The sequence below is a fragment of the Lutibacter sp. genome (genome assembly GCF_030692605.1).
Taxonomy (GTDB): domain Bacteria; phylum Bacteroidota; class Bacteroidia; order Flavobacteriales; family Flavobacteriaceae; genus Lutibacter.
In genome coordinates this window covers 1-23306 of the sequence record NZ_JAUYUD010000037.1, presented here as the reverse complement: position 1 = coordinate 23306, position 23306 = coordinate 1, and the positions used below count along the sequence as shown (strand labels likewise).

Annotated in this window: 21 protein-coding genes and 2 pseudogenes; 13 read left to right on the top strand and 10 right to left on the bottom strand. The window is 30.1% G+C overall.

The features are described 5' to 3' along the window. Positions 1–42: 42 nt before the first annotated feature. From Q8S45_RS03265 to prfB, 5 genes are all read right to left on the bottom strand, one after another. Complete coding sequence (locus Q8S45_RS03265) at positions 43–2490, bottom strand: TonB-dependent receptor domain-containing protein (RefSeq protein WP_305601196.1); 2448 nt, start codon at positions 2488–2490, stop codon at positions 43–45. A gap of 221 nt (positions 2491–2711) precedes the next feature. Next, the gene (gene arsC / locus Q8S45_RS03260; RefSeq protein ID WP_305601194.1) at positions 2712–3050 is read right to left on the bottom strand and encodes an arsenate reductase (glutaredoxin); all 339 of its coding nucleotides are present in this window, start codon (positions 3048–3050) and stop codon (positions 2712–2714) included. Positions 3051–3070: 20 nt separating this feature from the next. Next, positions 3071–5455, bottom strand: a complete 2385-nt coding sequence (locus Q8S45_RS03255) for an outer membrane beta-barrel protein (protein WP_305601192.1) — start codon at positions 5453–5455, stop codon at positions 3071–3073. Between the two features lie 131 nt (positions 5456–5586). Next, positions 5587–6207, bottom strand: a complete 621-nt coding sequence (locus tag Q8S45_RS03250) for an HAD family phosphatase (protein WP_305601190.1) — start codon at positions 6205–6207, stop codon at positions 5587–5589. Next, positions 6208–7314 carry a peptide chain release factor 2 gene (gene prfB / locus Q8S45_RS03245; protein ID WP_305601188.1) on the bottom strand — a complete coding sequence of 369 codons (1107 nt, stop codon included), beginning with the start codon at positions 7312–7314 and terminating at the stop codon, positions 6208–6210. It lies immediately after the preceding gene. Positions 7315–7577: 263 nt separating this feature from the next. Here prfB and Q8S45_RS03240 point away from each other — a divergent pair, with 263 nt between their 5' ends. The 4 genes from Q8S45_RS03240 to Q8S45_RS03225 are packed head-to-tail and all read left to right on the top strand — an operon-like array spanning position 7578 to position 11947. Next, positions 7578–9905, top strand: a complete 2328-nt coding sequence (locus Q8S45_RS03240) for a zinc-dependent metalloprotease (RefSeq protein ID WP_305601186.1) — start codon at positions 7578–7580, stop codon at positions 9903–9905. 24 nt (positions 9906–9929) lie between these two features. Continuing rightward, on the top strand, positions 9930–10952 hold the full coding sequence (locus tag Q8S45_RS03235) for a low specificity L-threonine aldolase (RefSeq protein ID WP_305601185.1): 1023 nt from the start codon (positions 9930–9932) through the stop codon (positions 10950–10952). 53 nt (positions 10953–11005) lie between these two features. Next, on the top strand, positions 11006–11638 hold the full coding sequence (gene msrA / locus Q8S45_RS03230; RefSeq protein ID WP_305601183.1) for a peptide-methionine (S)-S-oxide reductase MsrA: 633 nt from the start codon (positions 11006–11008) through the stop codon (positions 11636–11638). Between the two features lie 36 nt (positions 11639–11674). After that, positions 11675–11947 (top strand): hypothetical protein, encoded by a 273-nt coding sequence (locus Q8S45_RS03225; protein ID WP_305601181.1) that lies wholly within the window; start codon positions 11675–11677, stop codon positions 11945–11947. Here Q8S45_RS03225 and Q8S45_RS03220 read toward each other — a convergent pair. Then, positions 11944–12255, bottom strand: a complete 312-nt coding sequence (locus tag Q8S45_RS03220) for a DUF6787 family protein (protein ID WP_305601180.1) — start codon at positions 12253–12255, stop codon at positions 11944–11946. The genes Q8S45_RS03225 and Q8S45_RS03220 overlap by 4 nt on opposite strands. Positions 12256–12364: 109 nt before the next feature. Further along, entirely contained in the window at positions 12365–12988 is a 624-nt protein-coding gene (locus tag Q8S45_RS03215; RefSeq protein WP_305601179.1) for a DUF937 domain-containing protein, read from the bottom strand. Positions 12989–13150: 162 nt separating this feature from the next. On the opposite strand from Q8S45_RS03215, the gene Q8S45_RS03210 reads away from it, so the two are divergent. Further along, the gene (locus Q8S45_RS03210) at positions 13151–13642 is read left to right on the top strand and encodes a hypothetical protein (protein ID WP_305601178.1); all 492 of its coding nucleotides are present in this window, start codon (positions 13151–13153) and stop codon (positions 13640–13642) included. Between the two features lie 108 nt (positions 13643–13750). Further along, positions 13751–14284: pseudogene (locus tag Q8S45_RS03205) on the top strand (dicarboxylate/amino acid:cation symporter); the annotation flags it as partial. A gap of 4 nt (positions 14285–14288) precedes the next feature. Here the strand turns inward: Q8S45_RS03205 and Q8S45_RS03200 are convergent. Next, positions 14289–15197: a transposase gene (locus Q8S45_RS03200; protein ID WP_305601175.1), complete on the bottom strand. Its 909-nt coding sequence runs from the start codon at positions 15195–15197 to the stop codon at positions 14289–14291. A gap of 124 nt (positions 15198–15321) precedes the next feature. Between Q8S45_RS03200 and Q8S45_RS03195 the strand changes: the two are divergent. Beyond that, positions 15322–16101: pseudogene (locus Q8S45_RS03195) on the top strand (dicarboxylate/amino acid:cation symporter); the annotation flags it as partial. Between the two features lie 255 nt (positions 16102–16356). After that, on the top strand, positions 16357–17637 hold the full coding sequence (locus tag Q8S45_RS03190; RefSeq protein WP_305601173.1) for a dicarboxylate/amino acid:cation symporter: 1281 nt from the start codon (positions 16357–16359) through the stop codon (positions 17635–17637). A 32-nt stretch (positions 17638–17669) separates the two neighbouring features. On the opposite strand, the gene Q8S45_RS03185 is transcribed toward Q8S45_RS03190, so the two are convergent. After that, on the bottom strand, positions 17670–18080 hold the full coding sequence (locus Q8S45_RS03185) for a thiol-disulfide oxidoreductase DCC family protein (RefSeq protein ID WP_305601171.1): 411 nt from the start codon (positions 18078–18080) through the stop codon (positions 17670–17672). 98 nt (positions 18081–18178) lie between these two features. Here Q8S45_RS03185 and Q8S45_RS03180 point away from each other — a divergent pair, with 98 nt between their 5' ends. From Q8S45_RS03180 to Q8S45_RS03160, 5 genes are all read left to right on the top strand, one after another. Continuing rightward, positions 18179–18871 (top strand): ABC transporter ATP-binding protein, encoded by a 693-nt coding sequence (locus Q8S45_RS03180; protein ID WP_305601169.1) that lies wholly within the window; start codon positions 18179–18181, stop codon positions 18869–18871. 3 nt (positions 18872–18874) lie between these two features. Continuing rightward, positions 18875–20104, top strand: coding sequence for an ABC transporter permease (locus tag Q8S45_RS03175; protein WP_305601167.1), 1230 nt, complete (start codon positions 18875–18877; stop codon positions 20102–20104). Between the two features lie 37 nt (positions 20105–20141). After that, positions 20142–21383 carry an ABC transporter permease gene (locus Q8S45_RS03170; RefSeq protein ID WP_305601164.1) on the top strand — a complete coding sequence of 414 codons (1242 nt, stop codon included), beginning with the start codon at positions 20142–20144 and terminating at the stop codon, positions 21381–21383. A gap of 111 nt (positions 21384–21494) precedes the next feature. Then, positions 21495–22607, top strand: coding sequence for an efflux RND transporter periplasmic adaptor subunit (locus Q8S45_RS03165; RefSeq protein WP_305601162.1), 1113 nt, complete (start codon positions 21495–21497; stop codon positions 22605–22607). A gap of 186 nt (positions 22608–22793) precedes the next feature. Then, on the top strand, positions 22794–23177 hold the full coding sequence (locus Q8S45_RS03160; RefSeq protein WP_305601160.1) for a hypothetical protein: 384 nt from the start codon (positions 22794–22796) through the stop codon (positions 23175–23177). A 47-nt stretch (positions 23178–23224) separates the two neighbouring features. On the opposite strand, the gene Q8S45_RS13955 is transcribed toward Q8S45_RS03160, so the two are convergent. Further along, positions 23225–23306 (bottom strand): IS3 family transposase (locus Q8S45_RS13955; RefSeq protein WP_369075486.1); only part of this gene is annotated, 82 nt, incomplete at its 5' end.

Genomic DNA, 23306 nt, shown 5'->3' with positions numbered 1-23306 from the left:
TTATATATAAAAAAAGGGAGCAATTTTAATTGCTCCCTTTTTTTATGCTTTAAACATTTCTTCTTCGCCTCCTTCAGAATCTCTTTGAGGTCTTTCTCTTTTCTTTTTCTGATTTAATCTATACGTAAAGTTTAATAATACTTGACGCTTTCTCCATTGAAATTCATTAACAGAAATAGTGTTTGGAGAATAATTTGTTGATTCTCTCTTACGAGTGTTAAATAGATCGCTTACGTTTAAAGAAATAGTACCATTATCTTTTAAAATATCCTTACTAAAGGCTAAGTTAACCCCAAACATAGCTTTATTTTTAGATTGAGCTCCTTCTGAGGGTCCCATATACATACCACTTGTTTGCCAATCAATTTTTCCAGGTAGGGTTATTCTAGAATCAAAGCGTGTAAACCAACTTGTATTTTCGGCATCATAACTGATACCTTCATAAAACCCATCAGTTACAGATTTAAAGAAATTAAAACTATTGGTTAATCTCCACCATTTATAAGGATTATAATTTGCAGTAAATTCAAATCCATATCTATCTTGGGAACTTAAATTTATAGGTTGTCTAATAAGAACTAATGTTAGATTTCCGTCAATAATTCTATTCTCCTCGGTTTGAATTCTTTCAAAATTGTTTGTTGTATGCTGGTAATAAACAGATGAATTTAAAGTTATCTTATCCCATCTTTTTAAATATCCTAAATCAAAGGAATTAGTATACATTGGATCTAAATAAATGTTTCCTTTGTTAATGGAAGTTTCACTAGTTCTCGACTCAAAAGGGTTTAAAAACCAATGATGTGGTCTTCTTAATCTTCTACTGTAACCCAATGTTAAATTTTCAGTATCGCTAAATTCATAACCAAAATTTATGGTTGGAAATAGTTCAGTAAAATCTTTTTTATTATCGGGCTGGTCAACTAATTTTATGTTTCTATCCGTTGTTTCCATTCTTAAACCAAATAAATAGGAGAATTTATTAATTTTTTCTCCGTATTGAGAGTAAACAGCAAACACATTTTGATCAAACTCTAATGCATTAGAAAAATTAAGATTATTGATGTATTGGTTAGTTGTGAAATCATAATCTTCTACCAAATAATCTGAATTTAAAGAGGTAATGTCGGCTTTAAATCCGAATTCAAATTGTGCTTTTTCTCCAAGGGGTAACACATAATCTCCTTTAAATAGTAAATCTTTAGATTCATTATTGGTTAAACTCCTTTCAGGATTGTTTATTACTAGTGTAGGAAAAGTATCTGAGTCTGTTAAATTAGATTGATTTCCTTCAGTGCTTGATCCATATTGGAAATCTAATGTTAGTTTATGACCAGATTTAGTAAAATCTTTTGAATAATTAAGTGCATATTCAATGGTTTTATCTTTTTCATCAGAGCTATCAATTCTTTCGTTAACACGTGTCATTATTTTTGATGCGTTCAACTCATCTGTAATGTTAGTTGATAGGTCTTCTCCATTAGATTCTCTGTATAAAAATGTACCTGTTAAAGAGCTTTTATCTGATAAAAAATATTCTATACCAAAGCGAGTATTATAATTATTATTTAAACGTACAATTTCATTATTTTCATTTCTAAATTTAGGAGCTCCAGCAATTGGATTTAAATAAGTGGTGTTACTAAATGAGCTGCCTGGAGCATTTCTATAGGAATAACCACCATTTCCAAAATAATTTACCTTATCGGTTCTATAATTTAAACTAGCAGATGCACCTAAATTATCAGGATGTCCAGTAGTTGCGGTAAATGAACCATTGAATCCTTGAGCTTTACCTTTTCGTAAAATAATATTTAATATTCCGGCCGTACCTTCTGCTTCATAACGTGCTGAAGGACTTGTAATTACTTCGACTTTTTCAATAGCATCAGCAGGTAATTGTCTTAATGCATCGGTACCGCTTAAACCAACCAACCCAGATGGTTTTCCATTTATTAAAATTCTTACATTTTCACTGCCTCGTAAACTAACATTTCCTTCAACATCAACAGATACTGATGGAACATTATCTAATACATCTGCTGCAGTACCACCTTTTACAGTCATATCTTTACCAACATTATATATTTTTTTGTCAAGTCTAATCTCAACAGTACTTTTTTCAGCAATTACTTCCACTTCATTTAAGGCTTCGGCATTAATTTCTAATGAAATTACACCTAGATTAGTATCAACTGTTAAAGCTCTATTTGGAAATTTTTTTGTTTTAAATGAAATAAATTCCACTGAAATATTGTAGGTTCCTTTTGCTACTGGAATATCAAAATTACCTTTATCATCTGTTATTCCTCCATTTAGCGATTTCCCATTTACAGGTGTAAAAATTATTGTTGCGTATTCTAATGGCTGTTTGGTTTCAATGTCTATTACTTGACCCTTAACACTAATTTGAGGTGCATTTCCTTGCATCTGTCCAAACATGGTATTTGAAAGCGTTAAAATTAGCATCAAAATTTTAATTCTTTTCATAAATATATTTTTGTTTATTTCAGGGACAAATATAGTGGTTAACCAAGTAGTTATATGTTAACTAGTGTTAATGAATACTAAGGAAAGTTGGACTTAAAAAAGTTAGATTCTAAGGTTAATTTAATAAATTAAATTACTGATAAACAATTAGTTAAATAGTAATTGTGATAATTATATTAAAGGTTTTGGGATTTATTTTTGTGTTAAAAAAAACTTAAATTTTATAAAATTGATTTAATTATTTCAGGCGGACGTCCAATAACAGCTTTTCCATTGTTTATCACAATTGGTCTTTCAATCAATTTTGGATTTTCAATCATTACTTTGATAAGTTCCATATCAGTAAGATTTTTTGCTTTGTAATTTTCTTTCCATAAAGATTCATTCTTTCGAATTAATTCTATTGGAGAAATACCTAATAATTGTATGATTTCAGTTAATTCAGCCTTTGTTAAAAGTTGGTCTAAATATAAAACAACTTCAAATTGTGTATTAGATTCTTCCAAAATGGCAAGACCTTCCCTGCTTTTACTGCATCTTGGGTTATGGTATATCTTCATTAATATAAGTTAATAACTATTTAAAATTTAGGCTTATTTTCTTTTATTTCAAAATCAATTTTTCTATCTTTTTTACTTTGGTTAAAACGATAAGTAAATGATAATAAGATGTTTCGATGTTTACTTTTATTTAAAGTATTGGAAAAATAATTAGTTTCAAAACGATTTCTATCAGTTTTCTCAGATAAAAATAAATCGTCAACAGATAGACTAATAGATGCATCCTTATTAAACAAATCTTTGTTAATTGCTAAATTGGCATTAGTATATGCTTTTCTAATGGAATAACGTGCTTCAGATTCTAATACATGCTGAATATTACTTTGAATATCAAAAACGCCTGGAATTTTTAACTGAAATAATAAACTCATTTCACCACTCAAACTACTATGTTCATAATCTTTATTAATATTTTCGTTTAATTCATTTTTTATAGTAAGTTTACCTTTTCTGGTCATATTAAAGATACTTACAAAACCTGTAAAATTTAAGATATTTGAAACTTTATAGCTACTGGTCAAATTTATTCCGTAATAGTCTAAATTACCTACGTTATACGGTTTTGTAAGTATTTTTGAAATACCGTTTATAGTTTCACCTGTTTCATAAGTAACGAATTCCCAATACTCATCTATTTTCATAAAGAATATAGTAGGAGCAAAGGTTATTTTTTCGCCAGAATATGCATAAAGAAGTTCTATATTGTTTGTAATAATAGGATTTAAATGAACATTTCCTTTATAGGAAGAGGTTTCACTTATTTTTTGTTCAAAAGGTTGTAAGCGGTTGTAGTCAGGATTGACAACTGATTTTCCATAACTCAAACTTAACGATTTTGTATCTGAAAATGAATATTGAAAGTAAGTTGAAGGAATTAAAAATTTGTAATCCTTTTTTTGAGAAATATCTTGTGAAAGATAGTTAACGTCGAGCTCAATAAATTCTCCCCTTAAACCTAAAACATAAGAGAATTTTTCACCTTCATTTTCAAATTCAATAAAACCAGCATTTACTTTTTCTGTGTAATCCATGCTCGAAATAGAAGTACCACTTAATCTAAATGGGATTTTACCATTTTTATATGTATATCCGGTTATAAATGTTGAAGTTTTGTTAATTGGGTTATTAAATTTCAAATGATAATTAGTACCAGCCATTTTGTTTTTTATAACAAAATCCTCATTTGAAAATAAGTTATTGGTGTTAAAAATTGTATTATGAAAGTTCTCAAGATCACTGTACCGTCTCACAGATGCAGATAATTGCTGTCCTTCCTTTTTAAAATTGTGTTCAAGATCGATTAATAATTCAACAATCTCATCACTAAAATCTCCTTTAAAATCACGATCATTGCTTGAAGTAATCTGCCCTAAATTATTTATAAATGTAGTAATTCCAGGTGCTTTATTATTATTATTTATATTGGTATAATTTAGAACAGTTGATAAATTAGTTTGACTTGAAAGGTTGAAATCTGCACCAATTGTACTGTAAAAACCTTTCCCTTTACTATTGTTTTCAATTTTTTCGTTTACAGAAGACACTAACAATCCATTACTTATAAAATCTGAGTTAGTAACAATTTCATCTATAGGGTTTCTTTGAAAATAAGTGCTATTTACATAAAAATTGATCCCTTTAGACTTCTGGTTTAAAGTTAGTAATCCACCATAATAATCTTTATAACCTGCTGTGGTAGTAATAGATCCATTTAAGCCTTCCTTTTCCCCTTTTTTAAGAATAATGTTAATAACACCTGTGGTTGATGCCGCATATTTGGCTCCGGCATTTGGAATAACCTCAATATTTTCAATAGAACCTGCAGGAATTGATTTTAAACCTTCATTTTTAGTCATTGAAGACATTTTGCCATTTATTAAAATCAAAGGAGTTTTAATTCCGCCTATTTTAACATTTCCGTCAGGGGCAACTGAAACGGAAGGGATATTATTTAAAATTTCAGTTGCAGAGTTGCCAGAAGATGATAAGTCCCTTTCAACATTATAAACTATTTTGTTAGCCTTAAATTCAATGGTCCTTTTTTCGCTTAAAACTTCAACTTCGGCCAATAACTCAGTATCTATTTCCAATTCAATCACGGAAAGATTTATATTTCTATTAATTGATGAAATGTTCAGGTTTTTTGTTTTAAACCCAATAATTTCAACAGAAACATCGTAAGTACCTCTTTCGACATCAATGGAAAAATTTCCTTTGGAGTTGGAAATACCTCCATGTTTAATTTTAGAATCATCGGAATTTTTAAATATTATAGTTGCAAGTTCAATTGGTTCTTTTGTTGAACCGTCAATTATTTTTCCAGAAATGGTAAATGAAGTATACGCCTTTTGGCCGAAAGTAATAATTGGAACTAGTAAGAATAGCCCTATTAATAATTTTCTCATACAGTTATTTTTAGTTAATTCTTAGCAATTTTTAAATAAAATAACATTATAAAATGTAAATTCTTGTAAAAATACAAATTATATTGAATTAATCACTAATTGTTGGAAATTAAATACTGTTTGTTATTTTGTTAAAAGATTATTCCAAATTTATTTAAATCTAAAGCTAGGTTCGAATTTGACTTAAAGTGAATGGTGTGTAAATTAAACTTATTTGCGGCCTCAATGTTAGACGGATTATCATCAATAAAAATAGTACTTTCAGGATTTATTTGAAATCTATTTAGAATTAAGTGATAAATTTCTGGTAATGGTTTGTGCGTTTTTTCTTTACCAGAAACTACTACACCATCAAAACTATTAAAAAAGGGAAATAATTCTAAGGCTAAATCCCATTTTTCATCACTCCAATTGGTTAACGCATAAATTTTATATTTTCCTGAATCCTTCATTTTTTTGAATAGTGCAACATTCTCTTCAATAATACCAGAAAACATATGGTGCCATTCGTTGTAATAAATTCTAATTAGCTCTTCATATTGCGGAAATTCTGCAATTTTCACAGTTACTGCTTCTTCAATGGTTCTTCCGCCATCTTGAGCCATGTTCCATTCATGAGTACAAACGGTTTCTATAAACCAATTTGTTTTTTCAACATTTCCATTAAATACTTTTAAGTATACATTTTTAGGATCCCAATCTACTAACACTCCTCCTAAGTCAAAAATAATAGTATCAATTTTTTGTTTCATTTATAACTCATTTGAAGTTTCTTTTTGACCATTTTGCATTAAAAAGGCCTTTATAAAACCGTCTATATCGCCATCCATAACAGCATCAACATTGGCTGTTTCATGCAAAGTTCTAACGTCTTTCACTAATTTATACGGGTGCATTACATAATTTCTAATTTGAGATCCAAATTCTATTTTCATTTTTCCTGCTTCAATATCTTCACGTGCTTCATGCTGTTTTTTTAATTCAATTTCATATAATTGAGATTTTAGCATTTGCAAAGCTCTGTCTCGATTTTCATGTTGAGAACGCGTTTCTGAACAAGAAATTTGAATTCCTGTTGGTTTATGGGTTAACTGAACTTTTGTTTCAACTTTGTTTACATTTTGTCCACCCGCGCCACTAGATCTAGAAGTAATAATTTCTATATCGGCCGGATTAATTGTTATATCAATGCTATCATCTACCAAAGGGTAAGCATATACAGAAGCAAATGAAGTATGCCGTTTTGCATTACTATCAAATGGTGAAATTCTAACCAATCTATGCACACCATTCTCACCTTTTAAATAGCCAAATGCAAATTCGCCTTCTATTTCTATGGTTACTGTTTTAATACCAACAGTATCTCCTGCCTGAAAATTTAGTTCTTTAACTTTGTAACCTTGATTTTGGCTCCACATTAAGTACATACGCATTAACATTTCTGCCCAATCACAACTCTCAGTTCCACCTGCACCAGCAGTAATTTGAAGCACCGCACTTAAATTATCACCTTCTTCAGAAAGCATATTTTTAAATTCAAGTTTTTCAACTAAACCAGCGGTTGTATGATATAGTTTTTCGACCTCTTTTTCTGAAACTTCGCCTTCTTTAAAAAAATCGAAAAGAACCAAAATATCCTCATAGTTAGTTGTTATTTTTTTAAAATCTTCAACCCAACTTTTTTTAGATTGAATTATTTTCATAATTGATTCAGCCTCTTTTGAGTTATTCCAAAAATCAGGATTTAGAGTTTTCTCTTCCTCGTTAGAAATTTCAATTATTTTCTTGTCAATTTCGAGGTAAGTTTTTAAATTGACTATTCGTTCTTGTAATTTTAATATTTGATCGTTTGTTATCATTTCATGTAAAAAGTGACACAAAAATAATCTTTCATATTTAATCTATGCAAATTAATTTTTTTTCATTTTTTAATTATGTTTAAAATTAAATGGTTTAAGAAATTATAAATTATATTTGAAACAACAATAATTATAGAAATACGAACATCTCAATTATTTTATTAATTCTAATTTTTCTAAAAAAAATGAAATATTTTTTAAGTGTGTTATCGATTTTATTTTGTTTTTCGGGTATTTCTCAATCTTTTCAAAAAACTAAAGAAATGAAACATTTTAAAGGTTTTTTCGATTTTTTTTATGAGGAAAATACCGATAAGATATATTTAAAAGTTTCTAATGTTGATCAGGAGTTTTTATATGTAAATTCTTTGGCAGCAGGTATAGGTTCTAACGATATTGGTTTGGATAGAGGGCAATTGGGAGAAACGGCTGTAGTTAAATTTATAAAAGCGGGTAATAAGTTGTTGCTTATTGAGCCAAATTTAAAGTACCGCGCAGTAAGTGATAATTTAGAAGAAAAAAAATCTGTTCAAGAAGCATTTGCTCAATCCGTTTGGTACGGATTTCCTATTATTGAAACAATAGAGACTAATTATTTAATTGATGTTTCTTCATTTTTTATGAGTGATGCCCATGGTGTTTCGAACCGATTAAAATCTTCAAAGCAAGGTACTTATAAATTGGATCTTACTAAAAGTGCTTTTTATTTAGAACGAACAAAAGCGTTTCCTAAAAATGTAGAATTTGAAGCAATTTTAACTTTTACAGGCGAAGCAGAAGGGAATTTTATAAAAAGTGTAACACCAAATTCATCACTTGTTACGGTAAGACAACATCATTCATTTATAGAATTGCCTGACTCAAATTATAAAATGAGAAAATTTGATCCTCGATCAGGAGCAATAGGCATGTCATATTTAGATTATGCAACTCCAGTGGAATCAGATATAAAAAAGCAATTTATTATAAGACATAGATTAACAAAAAAAAATCCGGAAGCGTTACAAAGCGAACCTGTTGAGCCAATTATTTATTATTTAGATAGGGGAGCACCAGAACCAATAAAATCGGCTTTGCTAGAAGGAGGAAGTTGGTGGAACCAAGCTTTTGAAGCGGCAGGATATAAAAATGCATTTCAAATTAAAGTATTACCAGAAGGAGTTGATCCATTAGATATAAGGTATAACGTAATACAATGGGTTCATAGGTCTACACGTGGTTGGTCTTATGGTGCAAGCGTAGTTGATCCAAGAACAGGTGAAATTTTAAAAGGTCATGTTAGTTTGGGCTCTTTAAGAATTAGGCAAGATTATTTAATTGCCCAAGCATTATTAGGAATTCCAAAAGTGAATGATTCAGAAAATGAACTTTTAAAAATGGCTTTGGCAAGAATTCGACAATTATCTGCTCATGAAATAGGTCATACTCTTGGTTTTACCCATAATTTTGCATCAAGTGTTAATGATAGAGGGTCTGTAATGGATTACCCTCATCCATACGTTCAATTAACAGATGGGAACATAGATTTAAAGGATGCATATGATGTTGGAATTAAGGAATGGGATAAAGTTACTGTGGCTTATTCTTATCAAGATTTTCCTCCAAACTTGAATGAAACTCAAGAATTAAATAAAATTATTGCCACTTCTTTAGAAAATGGGTTGAAATTTATTACAGACAGCGACGCAAGAGCAGAAGGCGGAGCTCATATTTACGCACATTTATGGGATAATGGGTCGAATCCTGCTATTGAATTAAATAGGATTCTAAAAGTTAGAGCTAAAGCCATTGCCAATTTTTCAGTGGCTAATTTAGGGGATAATGAACCCTATACATCATTGGAAGATTTATTCGTTCCACTTTATTTTTTCCATCGTTATCAATTGGAAGCTACCATAAAATTAATTGGAGGAATAGATTACTCGTATGCAGTCAAAAATGATGGACAAAAAATTATTAAGCCAATACAGGCATTTTTAGAAAAGGAAGCGCTTGAAAGCATTTTGAACACATTAAAAGTTGAAACTTTAAAAATTCCAATTCATTTGATTGAATTATTTCCCCCAAGAGCAAATGGATTTCCTAGAACCAGAGAGTCTTTTAACTCTAAAAATGGAATTTCATTTGATGCTTTAAATAGTGCTTCAACGGCATCAGAGTTTGCATTAAATTTATTATTTAATCCTGAAAGAGCTTCACGTTTAATTCATCAAAAAGCATTATACAACCAAAATTTAGGATTGGACGAGTTGATAGATAGCGTGATAAATGAAAGTTTTAAAATGAATCATATCATAATATATGACTTTGAAATTCAGCAAAATATAAATCACGAAGTATTGCAAAGCTTGTTTTTTTTAGCTGCAAGTAATGTAGCTTCATTCCAAGCTAAAGCTATTACAAATTATAAATTGAAAGAATTAAGAAAATGGTTATTAACCAAAAAAGGATCAAAAGTAAATCAATCGTATACCCAAGAATATGTAGTATTAATAGATGACTTTTATAAAAATACATCAAAATACCAAAAAGTTATTGCCCCTAGAATTCCTGATGGAGCGCCAATTGGAAGTATGAGTTGCGATTTTTAAATAGAAAATTAACAAATTAATAATATGGAAATAAATTTAATAAGCGATACAGTAACCAAACCAACTAAAGGAATGTTGAAAGCAATGATGAATGCCGAAGTTGGTGATGATGTTTTTAAAACCGATCCAACAGTGAATCGATTACAAGAAAAAATTGCTGAAATATTTGGAATGGAAGATGCTCTTTTTTTTCCTTCTGGCACGATGGCAAATCAAGCTGCAATAAAATTACATACACAGCCAGGCGATAAAATGTTTTGTGATAAATGGGCACATGTCTACAATTTTGAAGGAGGTGGACCTGCATTTAATTCAGGTGTAACATCTTATTTAATTGATGGAGAGCGCGGTATGTTTAAAGCAAAACAGTTTAATGAAATAATTGAAGGTGGTAGATCTGATATTCATACTCCATTTTCAAGGCTAGTTTCCTTAGAAAATACTACGAATAAAGGGGGTGGAGCTTGTTGGGATTTTGAAGAAATATTGAAAATAAAAAAAATATGTACGACTAATAATTTAGCTTTTCATTTAGATGGTGCCCGACTTTTTAACGCCTTAGTAGCAAAAAATGAAACTCCAGATCAATATGGAAAAACTTTTGATACCATATCAATTTGTTTGTCTAAAGGTTTAGGTGCGCCCATAGGATCTGTTTTAATTGGAAGTAAAGAGCATATAGCAAAAGCGTTAAGAATTAGAAAATTATTTGGAGGAGCAATGAGACAAGCGGGATATCTCGCCGCCGCTGGTATTTATGCACTTGACAACCATGTTGAAAGGTTAGCCGTAGATCATACACGGGCAAAAATAATTGGAGCAACCTTATCTAACTGTCATTTAATAAAAAATGTGGAGCCAATTGAAACTAACATTGTTATTTTTAATGTTATTGATTCAATTAATGAATATGATTTTATTAATCGTTTAAAAGGTGCGGGAATCCTATTAATTAGTATGGGTCAAGGAAAACTAAGAATGGTAACTCATTTAGATTTTACCGAAGATATGTTAGAAAGCGTTGTAAGAACTATTGAAAATATTTAATTTTAAATGTAATTATACCAAAAGGAACGCGACTTAGAATTAAATATATTACAATGAAAAAACAATTAATTCTTCTAGCTCTTACTTTTTTAGTTACAAATAATATGCTGTCTCAATCGAGTCTAATTAAAAAATCAAAAATGAATACGAAAATAGAAACTGCAACGCTGGCCAATGGTTGTTTTTGGTGCACAGAGGCTATCTTTCAGCGGCTAAAAGGTGTTGAAACTGTTAAATCTGGATATACTGGAGGAAAACTAATAAATCCTACCTATAATGATATTACAACTGGATTAACAGAACATGCTGAAGCAATTCAAATTAAATTTGACGCAAGTGAAATTAGTTTTCAAGAAATTCTTGAAGTTTTTTTTAGCACCCATGACCCAACCACTAAAAATAAACAAGGTTTTGATGTGGGGACGCAATATAGATCTGCTATATTTTATCACAATGAAACTCAAAAGTTAATTGCAGAAAATTTTATAAAAGAATTAACAGAAGCTCATGTATTTGAAAATAAGATAGTAACAGAAATTTCAAAAGCTGATATTTTTTACATAGCCGAAGAGTATCATCAAAATTATTACAATAATAATAAAACACAGGGTTATTGTGTTGCAGTTATCAATCCTAAATTAGATAAATTTTTAAAAAAGTTTAAAAACAAATTAAAAGAAAACTAATTAAAAGAGTGTATTACCTTCAATTTTAAAGAACCAATGCAAGAAAAATATAAATTATTGATTTTAGGGTTGTTTTTAGATGGAGTTGGAATGCTATCTTTTGTAATACCATTTTTTGGAGAGTTTTTTGATATTTTTTGGGCACCATTGGCAGCATTTTTAATTTTAAAAATGTACAAAGGTACTGCTGGTAAAATAGCAAGTTTTGTAACGTTTGTTGAAGAAGCAGGATTTTTTGGAACAGATTTTATTCCAACTTTCACTTTCACTTGGATTTATAAATTCTTAATTAAAAAAGAAGTAACCTAAGATTCTTTAAAATTGTCTTTGAAACCTATTCTTGCGAACATTTTTTTTGTGAAAAAATTCCAGAAGAATTTAAACTGACCAAAACAAAAACCTACCAAAGGCAACGTTATTTGATAAATAACAAAAATTAAAATAATTCGAACAGGCCAAAATAACCAAGGGTTTGTATTTTCATAATTTAAACCAATAAATTCAGTCAACGGTTTTGCAATCCAAGCAGCAAATGAACCATTTAAAGAAAAAACAATTAGTATTAATAAAATTTGAAAATTTGAAGTTAGTCCCCAACGTTTTTTTAATTTCTCCATTTTTTGATAAATTCTGTGCAAAAATACATTTATAATTCAATAATGAATAGTAAGAATAAAAAAAGGTCAAGTTGAAAAACTTGACCTTTTTATTTAGTTCTATTAAAAATTATTTTCTTCCAAATAAACCCCCTAATAACCCAACTAAACCCCCTTTCTTTTTACCGCCAGATACCATTCCCATTATGTCATCAATAACACTTCCGTCTCCATTAGCATCTAATATTTTGGCGATTAAACTTTGTTCTCCTTTAGCGTTTCCACCTAATAAACCACCAAGTATGTCGTCAATTCCATTTCCATCAGTTACATTTTTAGTTTGCTTTTCTTTTCCCAAATACCCCATAATAACAGGAGCAGCCATTTTTAATAAATCCATGGTAGCTCCAGCATTCATACCACTTTTAGCACTTACTGCTTTTGCAACATTTTGTTCTTTCCCACCAAAAACATGCCCTAAAATACCAGCACCATCTTTTAAAATATCATCATTACCTAATAAATCTCCTAAATTATCTAAAATACCACCATCATGTTTTTTAGATAATGCGTTTAACAAACCTTCTGCTCCCTTAGGAGACGATGCATTGTTTTTCATTGCCCCTAATATTAAAGGCATTGCGGCATTTAATGCAGAGGCGGTTTTACCTTTATCTTGACCAAGTTTTTTACTTGCACCAGTTACCAATGTTTTTCCTAAATCGCTGTTAAGTAAATCTATTAATCCCGCCATTTTTTTAATTTTAAATTATTATTGCAAATTAATAAAAAAAATAGAATTTAAATTTAAATCAATATCATTTTAAAATAGGTTAAAATAATAAAGTTTTTTAAGCGTTTTAATCATAATTAATGGGACAATCATCAATTCTTTAATAATCAAATAATTTAATTTATGAAAAATTTATTTTTAGTAGCAGTTGTTTTTTTTAGTTTTATTTTAAGCATTGAGGCGCAAGACATTTCAAGAAACGCGTTGGGTTTGCGTTTGGGAAACAATGATGGATTTGGGACCGAAATATCCTATCAAAGAGAATTAGGCGAATATAACAGGCTAGAAATTGATCTTGGTTTTAGAGATCATACCAATTCAGATGCATTTAAATTAAGTGGTATTTATCAATGGGTTTGGAATATTGATGGAGGTTTTAATTGGTATGCAGGTGTTGGAGCAGGGTTAGGGAATTGGAGTAAAAAATCAGGATTTGTTGGAAATCAGGATGATGGACTGTTTTTAAATTTAGATGGAAATGTGGGTATAGAATACAATTTTGGCATTCCTTTACTTATTTCGCTTGATTTTAGACCAGAATTTGGAATTATGGGAGATTATGGCAATGACACCAATATAGATTTAGCGCTATCTCTAAGGTATCTCTTCAACTAATTATTTGATTATTAAATATAAAGCTCCTTTGGAGCTTTTTTTATGAACTGGAATAAACTAGTTTACAATTATTTTTTTTTATCTTACCAAGAATTTTAAAATTTTTAAATGAAAAAATTAGCATTACACTGGCAAATATTACTGGGAATGGTTTTAGGTGTTTTAGTGGGTTTAATAATGACTCAATTTATTGGTGGTAAAGAAATTGTTCAGGATTGGATAAAGCCTTTTGGGTCAATTTTTATTAACTCCTTAAAATTAATAGCAGTGCCATTAATACTTGCCTCGCTTATAAAAGGGGTTTCCGATTTAAAAGACATTTCTAAACTGTCTGCAATGGGAGGTAAAACAATAGGTTTGTATATATTGACTACTGTAATTGCTGTTTTAATAGGATTGTTGTTGGTGAATATTATTAAACCAGGAAATTCAATTTCTGAAGAAACTCGTCTAGAATTAGTTAGCAATTATAGTGGCGATGCTGCTAAATATTCAGATGAAGCTTCTAAGCAAAAAGAAAGTGGTCCTTTAGAAGCATTGGTAGATATTGTTCCAGACAATATATTTGGAGCAGCTTCAGAAAATAAGAATATGCTTCAAGTTATATTTTTTGCCATATTTTTTGGAATTGGATTGATAATGCGAATTAAGGGTTAACAATTGGCTTTAAAAAACAAGCAGCAAGTTTTCCAAATATATGTACAATTAAACCTTTAAACGACCTGACTTTACTTGCATTTTGGATTTGAGTATTTTCATTTATCCAATTAAAAAACGATTCTATAGGTTGTCTTATGGTTGATACAGCCTTTGAAAAGAGATTTTCATAGGCAAAATCTCTTTGCTTAAGAACCTCTGATTTTCCTTTAATTCCTTTGATTGGCGTTAGCATAGTTATTTTATTTTCAGTGTATAAATTATCAAAAAAATCATGGTTATGATAGATTTTATCGCCAAAAAAAGTCCTTCCTTTAATTTCTGACCAATTTTCCTTAAAAACATTTAAATCATTTTCAGAAGCTTTACTAATCACAATACTTTCTGGATATGGCAAAGTTCCTTTATTGTAATGGTTTAGTGAATGTAATTTAACACCATAATACCACAAGTTTTTTGTGGAGCAAAAACTTTTATCCGTAATTTCTTTAGCTACTTTTCCAGTCCTTTTACCACCACAGGTAATAATTGGCATAGAATCTAATAATGAAAACTCCTTTGAACATTCTATTGGAATAAATGACTGAATTACAGTGCTACATAAAATCTTTAGTACTGCTGATAGCTTGTTGAGACGCGTACAGAAAGCCACATAGGAGTTTAATTTTGGAAACCACTCTATCAAATAATTCTTTGCAAAATCATGGATATGCTTAATTTTATAACGCTGTTCTTCACTCACTGAAAACAAATAAATGGTCATAATTTCTTGGTCCGTAAATTCAGGTCTATTGTTATTGGTAAATCTTTGACAGTGATATTGTAATTCCTCTTCGTATTTATCACATACATATTGATATATTTTTATTAATTTTACTGCTTTAGCCTGATTAATCATGTTTTTTATAATGTTTGAAATTCACTATAAATATACTGATTATCAGGCTTTTATGCAAATATTTTATTGCTTTTTATCATAAATTTTTTGCTTTTTTCTTGTGATTTTTAACCCTTAATTCGCATTGATATTAATTCCTGAAAAAAAATCAAAACCCGTTAAAAAATTCTTTGATGGTTTTAATGAAGTCATTTTAAAAATGATTGATTTAATTATGCTTGCAGCACCTTATGGAGTTTTTGCTTTATTGGCCGCATTGGTGGTAGAATCTCCAAGTGTAGATTTATTTAAAGCGTTAATTTGGTATGCTTTTACAGTTATTTTAGGGTTGTTAATTATGATTGCTTTTTACAATCTTTTAGTGTGGGTAATTACTAAGAAAAACCCTTCTTTCTTTTTAAAAGGAATTTCGCCGGCACAATTATTGGCTTTTTCAACCAGTAGCAGTGCAGCAACATTACCTGTTACTATGGAAAGAGTTACAGAACATTTAGGCGTTGATGAAGAAGTGAGTAGTTTCGTTTTACCTATTGGAGCCACTATAAATATGGATGGTACAAGTTTATATCAAGCTGTGGCTGCAGTATTTATTGCACAAGCTTTTGGAATGGATTTATCTTTGGGTGTTCAGTTAGGTATTATTGTTACAGCAACTCTAGCAAGTATTGGTTCTGCTGCTGTACCCGGTGCAGGAATGGTCATGTTAGTGATTGTATTGGCACAAGCGGGAATTCCGGAAGCAGGTTTGGCATTAATTTTTGCGATTGATAGACCGTTAGACATGTGCAGAACAGCTGTAAATGTAACAGGTGATGCATCTGTATCTATGATTGTTGCTAAATCTTTAGGAAGACTGCATGACCCTAAAGTAAAAGATTGGGACGATAATTATAAAAGTAATTAGATCAACTGTAATTTTATATTAAACAAATCAAGATGTTGAATTTCAACATCTTGATTTGTTTAATACTAATCCGACTGTCATTGTTATTGTAAAATCGTTCACAAATTTAATTACTTATTTTGAGAAAATAACCCTTTTGGGTTTGTACGCAAAGCTCTTAAAATCAGATGATTTACACCTAAAATATTTTATTTAAAAATAAATTTTTTGTGTGCTAATATTTATTACATTTCAGAAGTTTTATTCTATACTTAAATGAAAAAATTAGCATTGCATTGGCAAATATTACTGGGAATGGTTTTGGGTGTTTTAGTGGGCTTAATAATGACTCAGTTTGATGGAGGAAAAGAAATTGTAAAAGATTGGGTCAAGCCATTTGGAACTATTTTTATAAATTCATTAAAACTAATAGCAGTTCCTTTAATATTAGCTTCACTTATAAAAGGCGTTTCCGATTTAAAAGATATTTCAAAATTGTCTAAAATGGGAGGTCGAACAATTGGACTCTATTTGATAACAACCGTAATTGCAGTTTCGATTGGATTATTATTGGTGAATATTATAAAACCAGGAAATTCAATTTCAGAAGAAACGCGTCAAGAATTAGTTAGTAATTATAGCAGTGATGCCGAAAAATATTCAGATGAGGCTTCCATACAAAAAGAAAGTGGTCCGCTTCAAGCGTTGGTAGATATTGTTCCAGATAATATTTTTGGAGCGGCTTCAGAAAATAAGAATATGCTTCAAGTTATATTTTTCTCCATATTTTTTGGTATTGGGTTAATATTGATTCCAGAAAAAAAATCGAAACCCGTTAAAAAATTCTTCGATGGTTTTAATGAAGTTATTCTGAAAATGATAGACTTAATTATGATAGCTTCACCTTATGGCGTTTTTGCGTTATTAGCTGCTTTAGTAGTGGAATCTCCGAGTATAGATTTATTTAAAGCATTAGCATGGTATGCTTTTACAGTTGTTTTAGGATTAATCATTATTATAGTATTCTACAATTTGTTGGTATTTATATTTGCTAAAAGGAAACCTTCTTTCTTTATGAAAGGAATCTCCCCAGCACAATTATTGGCTTTTTCAACTAGCAGCAGTGCGGCAACATTGCCTGTTACCATGGAAAGGGTTACAGAGCATTTAGGTGTTGAAGAAGAAGTAAGTAGTTTTGTTTTACCAATTGGAGCAACCATAAATATGGATGGCACAAGTTTGTATCAGGCAGTAGCAGCAGTATTTATTGCCCAGGCTTTTGGAATGGACTTATCATTATCTGTTCAATTGGGAATAATTGTTACTGCAACATTGGCAAGCATAGGATCGGCAGCAGTGCCAGGTGCAGGTATGGTTATGTTGGTGATTGTTTTGGCGCAAGCCGGGATTCCGGAAGCAGGTTTGGCATTAATTTTTGCTATTGATAGACCTTTAGATATGTGTAGAACAACTGTGAACGTAACTGGAGATGCTGTAGTTTCTATGATCGTTGCAAAATCTTTAGGGAAACTTCATGAACCGAAAGTGAAAGATTGAAATGATAATGATATAGGTTAATAATTGTTTTTCTAATTTAAAAATCTTTTTTTTATTTCTAAGGAAGGCAACATACAGCTTTCTCTTTTTCCAAACCAATTATAGCGATTTTTTGCTATGGTTGAATAAACCCAATCTCTTATAAATAGTGGTACAATTATAAAAATATAGCAAACGGAAAATCCATGTGCTAATTTTCGAGCAATTTTAAGAATTGCAGTCGATTTGTCGTATATTTTTCCTTCTTCAATTAAAATAATAGAATCTAAATCATATTTTATAGTTGAATACTGTAACAAAATTTCGGTTGCGGCGTCTGATTGAATTGAAGCAAATTTGAAATTTTCGTTTGGATCATTTTTTATTATGAATTTGACTGATGAATTGCATAAATTGCAAATTCCATCGAAAAGAATTAGAGATTTGTTATCAAATTTGTTCATAAAGCAAAGCTACATAATAATTAAATATGTTGGGATTTAACATAAAATTAATAGGTTTTTGTAGTGCATTTTATAATTTCGTTTAAAACAACAACCAAATGATTAAAATAGAAAAACTGCACAAATCTTATCCAATTGGGAAAGATAAACTTCATGTTTTAAAAGGATTAGATTTACATATAAAAGAAGGAGAATTTGTTGCTATTATGGGTTCTTCTGGTTCTGGAAAATCAACTTTATTGAATATTGTTGGGTTATTAGACAATCATGATGAGGGAAATTATTTTTTAAATGGACAATTAATTGAAAATTTGGATGAAACTAAGGCAGCAGTGCTTCGAAATAAATTTTTAGGTTTTGTATTTCAATCATTTAATTTAATAAATTATAAAAACGCATTGGAAAATGTGGCTCTCCCGCTTTACTATCAAGGAATGGGACGAAAAGAACGCAACGAAAGAGCCATGCAATTTTTAGATAAAGTTGGATTAAAAGAAAGAGCAGACCATTTACCAAGTGAGCTGTCAGGTGGTGAAAAACAACGCGTTGCAGTGGCACGCGCTTTAGTTACAAACCCTAAAGTTATTTTGGCTGATGAACCTACTGGAGCGTTAGATTCAACTACTTCTGCTTCTGTCATGGAACTTTTAAAAGAAATAAATCGAGAAGGGATGACTGTATTTGTGATAACTCATGAAGAGGATATTGCAAATGAAACAGATAGAATTGTGCGTTTAAGAGATGGCATCATTATTAGTGATGAGAAAGTACTAAAAAAAGCAATAGTATAAGATATGTTTGATTTAGACCGGTGGCAAGAAATTTTTCAGACCCTTAGTAAAAACAAATTAAGAACACTTCTTTCTGGTTTTACTATTGCATTCGCAATATTACTTTTTACGCTCTTATTTGGTATTGGGAATGGTTTAAAACACACTTTTGAAAAATCGTTTAATGATGATGCAAATAATGCAATATTTATTAGAACAGGTCAAACAACTAAACCATATAAAGGGTTACAGAGTGGTCGAAAAATTCAGTTTAAAAACGATGACTATAAGTTTATTGTTGATGAATTCGGAAATAAAGTTCAGTTTTTAAGCGCTCGTATTTACAATAATGTTCAAGCTATATATAAAAATGAACAAAATAATTATTCACTACGAGCTGTGCATCCTGATCATCAATTTTTAGAAAAAACAATAATAGATGAAGGTCGCTATTTAAATATGTTTGATTTAAAAAATAAATCGAAAGTAATTGTAATAGGGAGGCTGGTGAAAGAAGATTTATTTGGAGGTAGAATTGCGTTAGGTAAAAGTATTAGTTTAAATGGAGTTACCTACAAAGTTATTGGAACTTTTTCTGATGAAGGTGGTGATAATGAGGAGCGTATTATTTACATGCCAATTACCACCGCACAATCTATTTATGGAAATAATGACTATATAGATCAGCTTAATTTAACCTATAATCCAACGCTAAATTTGGAGCAAGCCATTTCATTTGGTAATTTAATTTTAGCTCGATTTAAAGAAAAACACGATATAGACCCCAGAGATCAAGCTGCTTTAAGAGTTTCTAATATGGCTGAGGCAAATAAAAGTGTGAATCAGTTTATGATGGTTTTAAATATAATTATTTTATTTATTGGTATAGGGACTCTTGTTGCTGGTATAATAGGTATAAGTAATATTATGGTTTATATTGTTAAAGAAAGATCTAAAGAAATAGGTATTAGAAAAGCGTTAGGAGCAACACCAAAATCAATAGTAGGAATGATTATGTTAGAATCTATATTTGTAACTGCGGTTGCTGGTTATGTAGGGTTATTGATTGGAGTATTCACTTTAAAAGCGATTGGCGACAGTTTGGAAACCTATTTTATTATTAATCCATCGGTAGAAACATACGTGGTTGTTGGAGCAACTATTATATTAATAATTGCAGGTACTATTGCTGGTTATATTCCTGCCAAAAGGGCTGCTAGTATAAAACCAATTGTAGCATTAAACGATGAGTAATTATGAATTTTACAAAAAAGTAAAACTATTATAGAAAATGAAGTTTTTATTTGATACAGATACCTGGCAAGAAATATACAGTAGCATTCGTAAAAACAAAATACGAACTGCAATTACCATTATTGGTGTAATGTGGGGTATATTTTTGTTGGTTGTATTATTGGGTGCAGCTAAGGGAGTGGAAAATAATTTTAATAAATTATTCGGAAACTTTGCGACCAATAGTGTATTTGTGTGGGCACAACAGACAAGTCAGCCTTTTAAAGGTTTTCAAGAAGGAAAATCGCTACGATTAAAAATGTCTGATATTGAGACTATTAGAACGGAAATTGAAGGGTTGGAATTTGTGGTTCCAAGACACCAAACACAGGCACTAACAATTAATAAATTTAAATCAGGAACCTTTGGGGTTTTTGGAGATTACCCAGAATTTGATAAGGTTCAAAAAAGAAATTTAGTATATGGTCGTTTTATCAACGATAACGATATTAAAGAAAAAAAGAAGGTTTGTGTTATTGAAGAAGAAATCTATAAGCAACTCTTTGAAAAAGATGAAGACCCAATAGGGCAATACATTAAAATTAACGATATTAATTATAATGTTGTTGGAATGTATAAAGAAGGTATGGTTGGAGGTGGTCCACAAGGGAATATTCATATCCCTTTTACTACTTTTCAGCAGGTTTATAACATGGGAGATAGCATTGGTTGGATGATGATTACTGGGAAACCAGGTTTTGATATTGTTCAAATTGAAGCGGATATTAAATTATTACTTAAAAACTTACATAAAGTACATCCAGAAGATGAACGTGCTTTTGGTAGTTTTAATTTAGGTAAAGAAATAGCTAAAGTCACTGGTTTTTTAACCGGAATGCAATTTTTGACTTGGTTTGTTGGCATTGCTACATTAATTGCAGGTGTTTTTGCCATTGGAAATATTTTATTAATAACAGTGAAAGAACGAACCAAAGAGATTGGAATACGAAGAGCAATTGGCGCAAAGCCGTGGGAAATTAAGAGGCAAATAATACTAGAATCAGTATTTTTAACAAGTATTGCAGGAGCCTTAGGAATTATTTTTGGAGGGTTAGTTTTAATGTTAATAGATGCCACTTTAGGTAAAGGGGAAGATGCAGCCTTAACAAATCCAACTGTCGATATTCCTGTAATATTGATTGCTGCACTTACATTGGTAGTTTTAGGTACATTAATAGGATTAATTCCAGCGCACACAGCGGTTAGTATTAGACCAATTGAAGCATTAAGAGAAGAATAATTAATAAAAATTGATAATTAAAAAATAAAAAAAAGATTGTAATTAAATGTTTCATAACATTAATATAATATTTCAGTCTTTCAAAATAAAAATAAACAAAATCAATAACTAATGAAGAAAAAAATAATTTTTGGATCGATAGGAGTAGCGCTTATAGCTGTTTTAGCTTGGTTTGGAGCAAAAAATAGTAAATCTCCTATAGAGTTTGAAACAGAAAAACCATTTAAAACAAATATTGTTAGAAAAACGGTTGCAACAGGAAAGGTTGTTCCATTAGAGGAAGCAGAAATTAAGCCAAAGGTTTCTGGAATCATTGAAGAAATATTTGTTGAAGAAGGAGCTGTTGTTAAAGTGGGTGACTTAATTGCAACTATAAGAGTTGTTCCTAATGTGGGTTCACTTAATAGTGCACAAGGCTCAGTAAAAACGGCTCAATTGAGATTTGATAATACTAAAACCTTATTTGAAAGAAACAAAGGTCTTTTTGAAAAGGGTGTAATTTCTAAGCAAGAATTTGAATCAGCCGAGTTAAATTATAATAGCGCAAGGCAAGATTTGAGTAATTCTCAAAACAATTTAGATATCATTAAAAAAGGTTCCGCTGCTGGTATGGGAAAAACTGCAAACACCTATGTAAAAGCTGAAATAGCTGGGACCATATTAGAAATTCCAGTTCGTAGGGGAACTCAGGTAATTGAAAGTAATACGTTTAATGCAGGAACAACCATTGCAACTATTGCTGATATGACTAAAATGATTTTTGAAGGAAAAGTTGATGAAGCCGAGGTAGGAAAAATTAAAAACGGAACGGTATTAGAGGTTTCACTAGGTGCGATTGAAAAGAAAAAATATCTTGCTAAATTAAATTTTATTGCCCCTAAAGGAACAGAAGAAAATGGAGCTGTTCAATTTAAAATTAAAGGAGATGTAACGTTAGATAATCAATTTTTTGTAAGAGCAGGGTACAGCGCAAATGCTGATATAGTTTTGGAAAAGAAAGACAGTGTTCTATCTATTAAAGAAGCACTGCTACAATTTGACAAAAAAACTGAAGCACCTTTTGTAGAAGTAAAAGTTGGTGATCAAAAGTTTGAAAGACGCGATGTTGAACTTGGAATATCAGACGGTGTTAATGTTGAAATTATTAAAGGTGTTACTTTAAAAGATGAAATAAAAATTTGGAATAAAGCTTCTAAAAAAGAAGAAGAAGAAGAAAAAGGGTAAATTTTAATGAAAATATAATTATTTAAGCGTTTTAATTAATTTTAAAACGCTTTTTTTATATCTTTAACCAAGATCATTTTTTTTTAATATTTGATTTATTCTTAGTTTTTATGATAAATATCAGAAGAATATTTTTAAAAAATGATGAACTTTAGGGTATTAAAATAAACTTAAATTAAAGTATGTATGGAAAGCCAATTATTATTATTAAGTGATCTAAACTTCAATTTAGAGGTGTGGAAAAGAGAGTTGAAATTTCATGAAGGTGAAATGGATTATTTTGAAGAAAAATTAGAACATGTTGCAATCCGCAGTTTGGGTACAGATATCATGATTAAGATAGAAGGATTTCAAAATAAAATTATAAGAGAACGAGAAGTTATAGGTGATTTAAGACACCGAATTAGAATGAAAAAAAGAGAATTGGCACAAGCGAAAGTTGATAACAAACCTGAAGCTATTTTTCATGAAAAACAAGTATTGCTTAAGGACGAAATGGATACATTTATTAAAATGCACTATGAATTAAAAGAAAAACTTATGAATTTCTTTTTAAAATATTTAAAATAAAAAAAAGCCGCATTAGACTGAACCCAAAAAGTTAGACAAATTTATAATTAATTTTGACAATAATGAGCTCGATATTTTATCGGGCTCATTTTGTTTAGATTTGATTTAATTCTTTCGTTATTATAATAG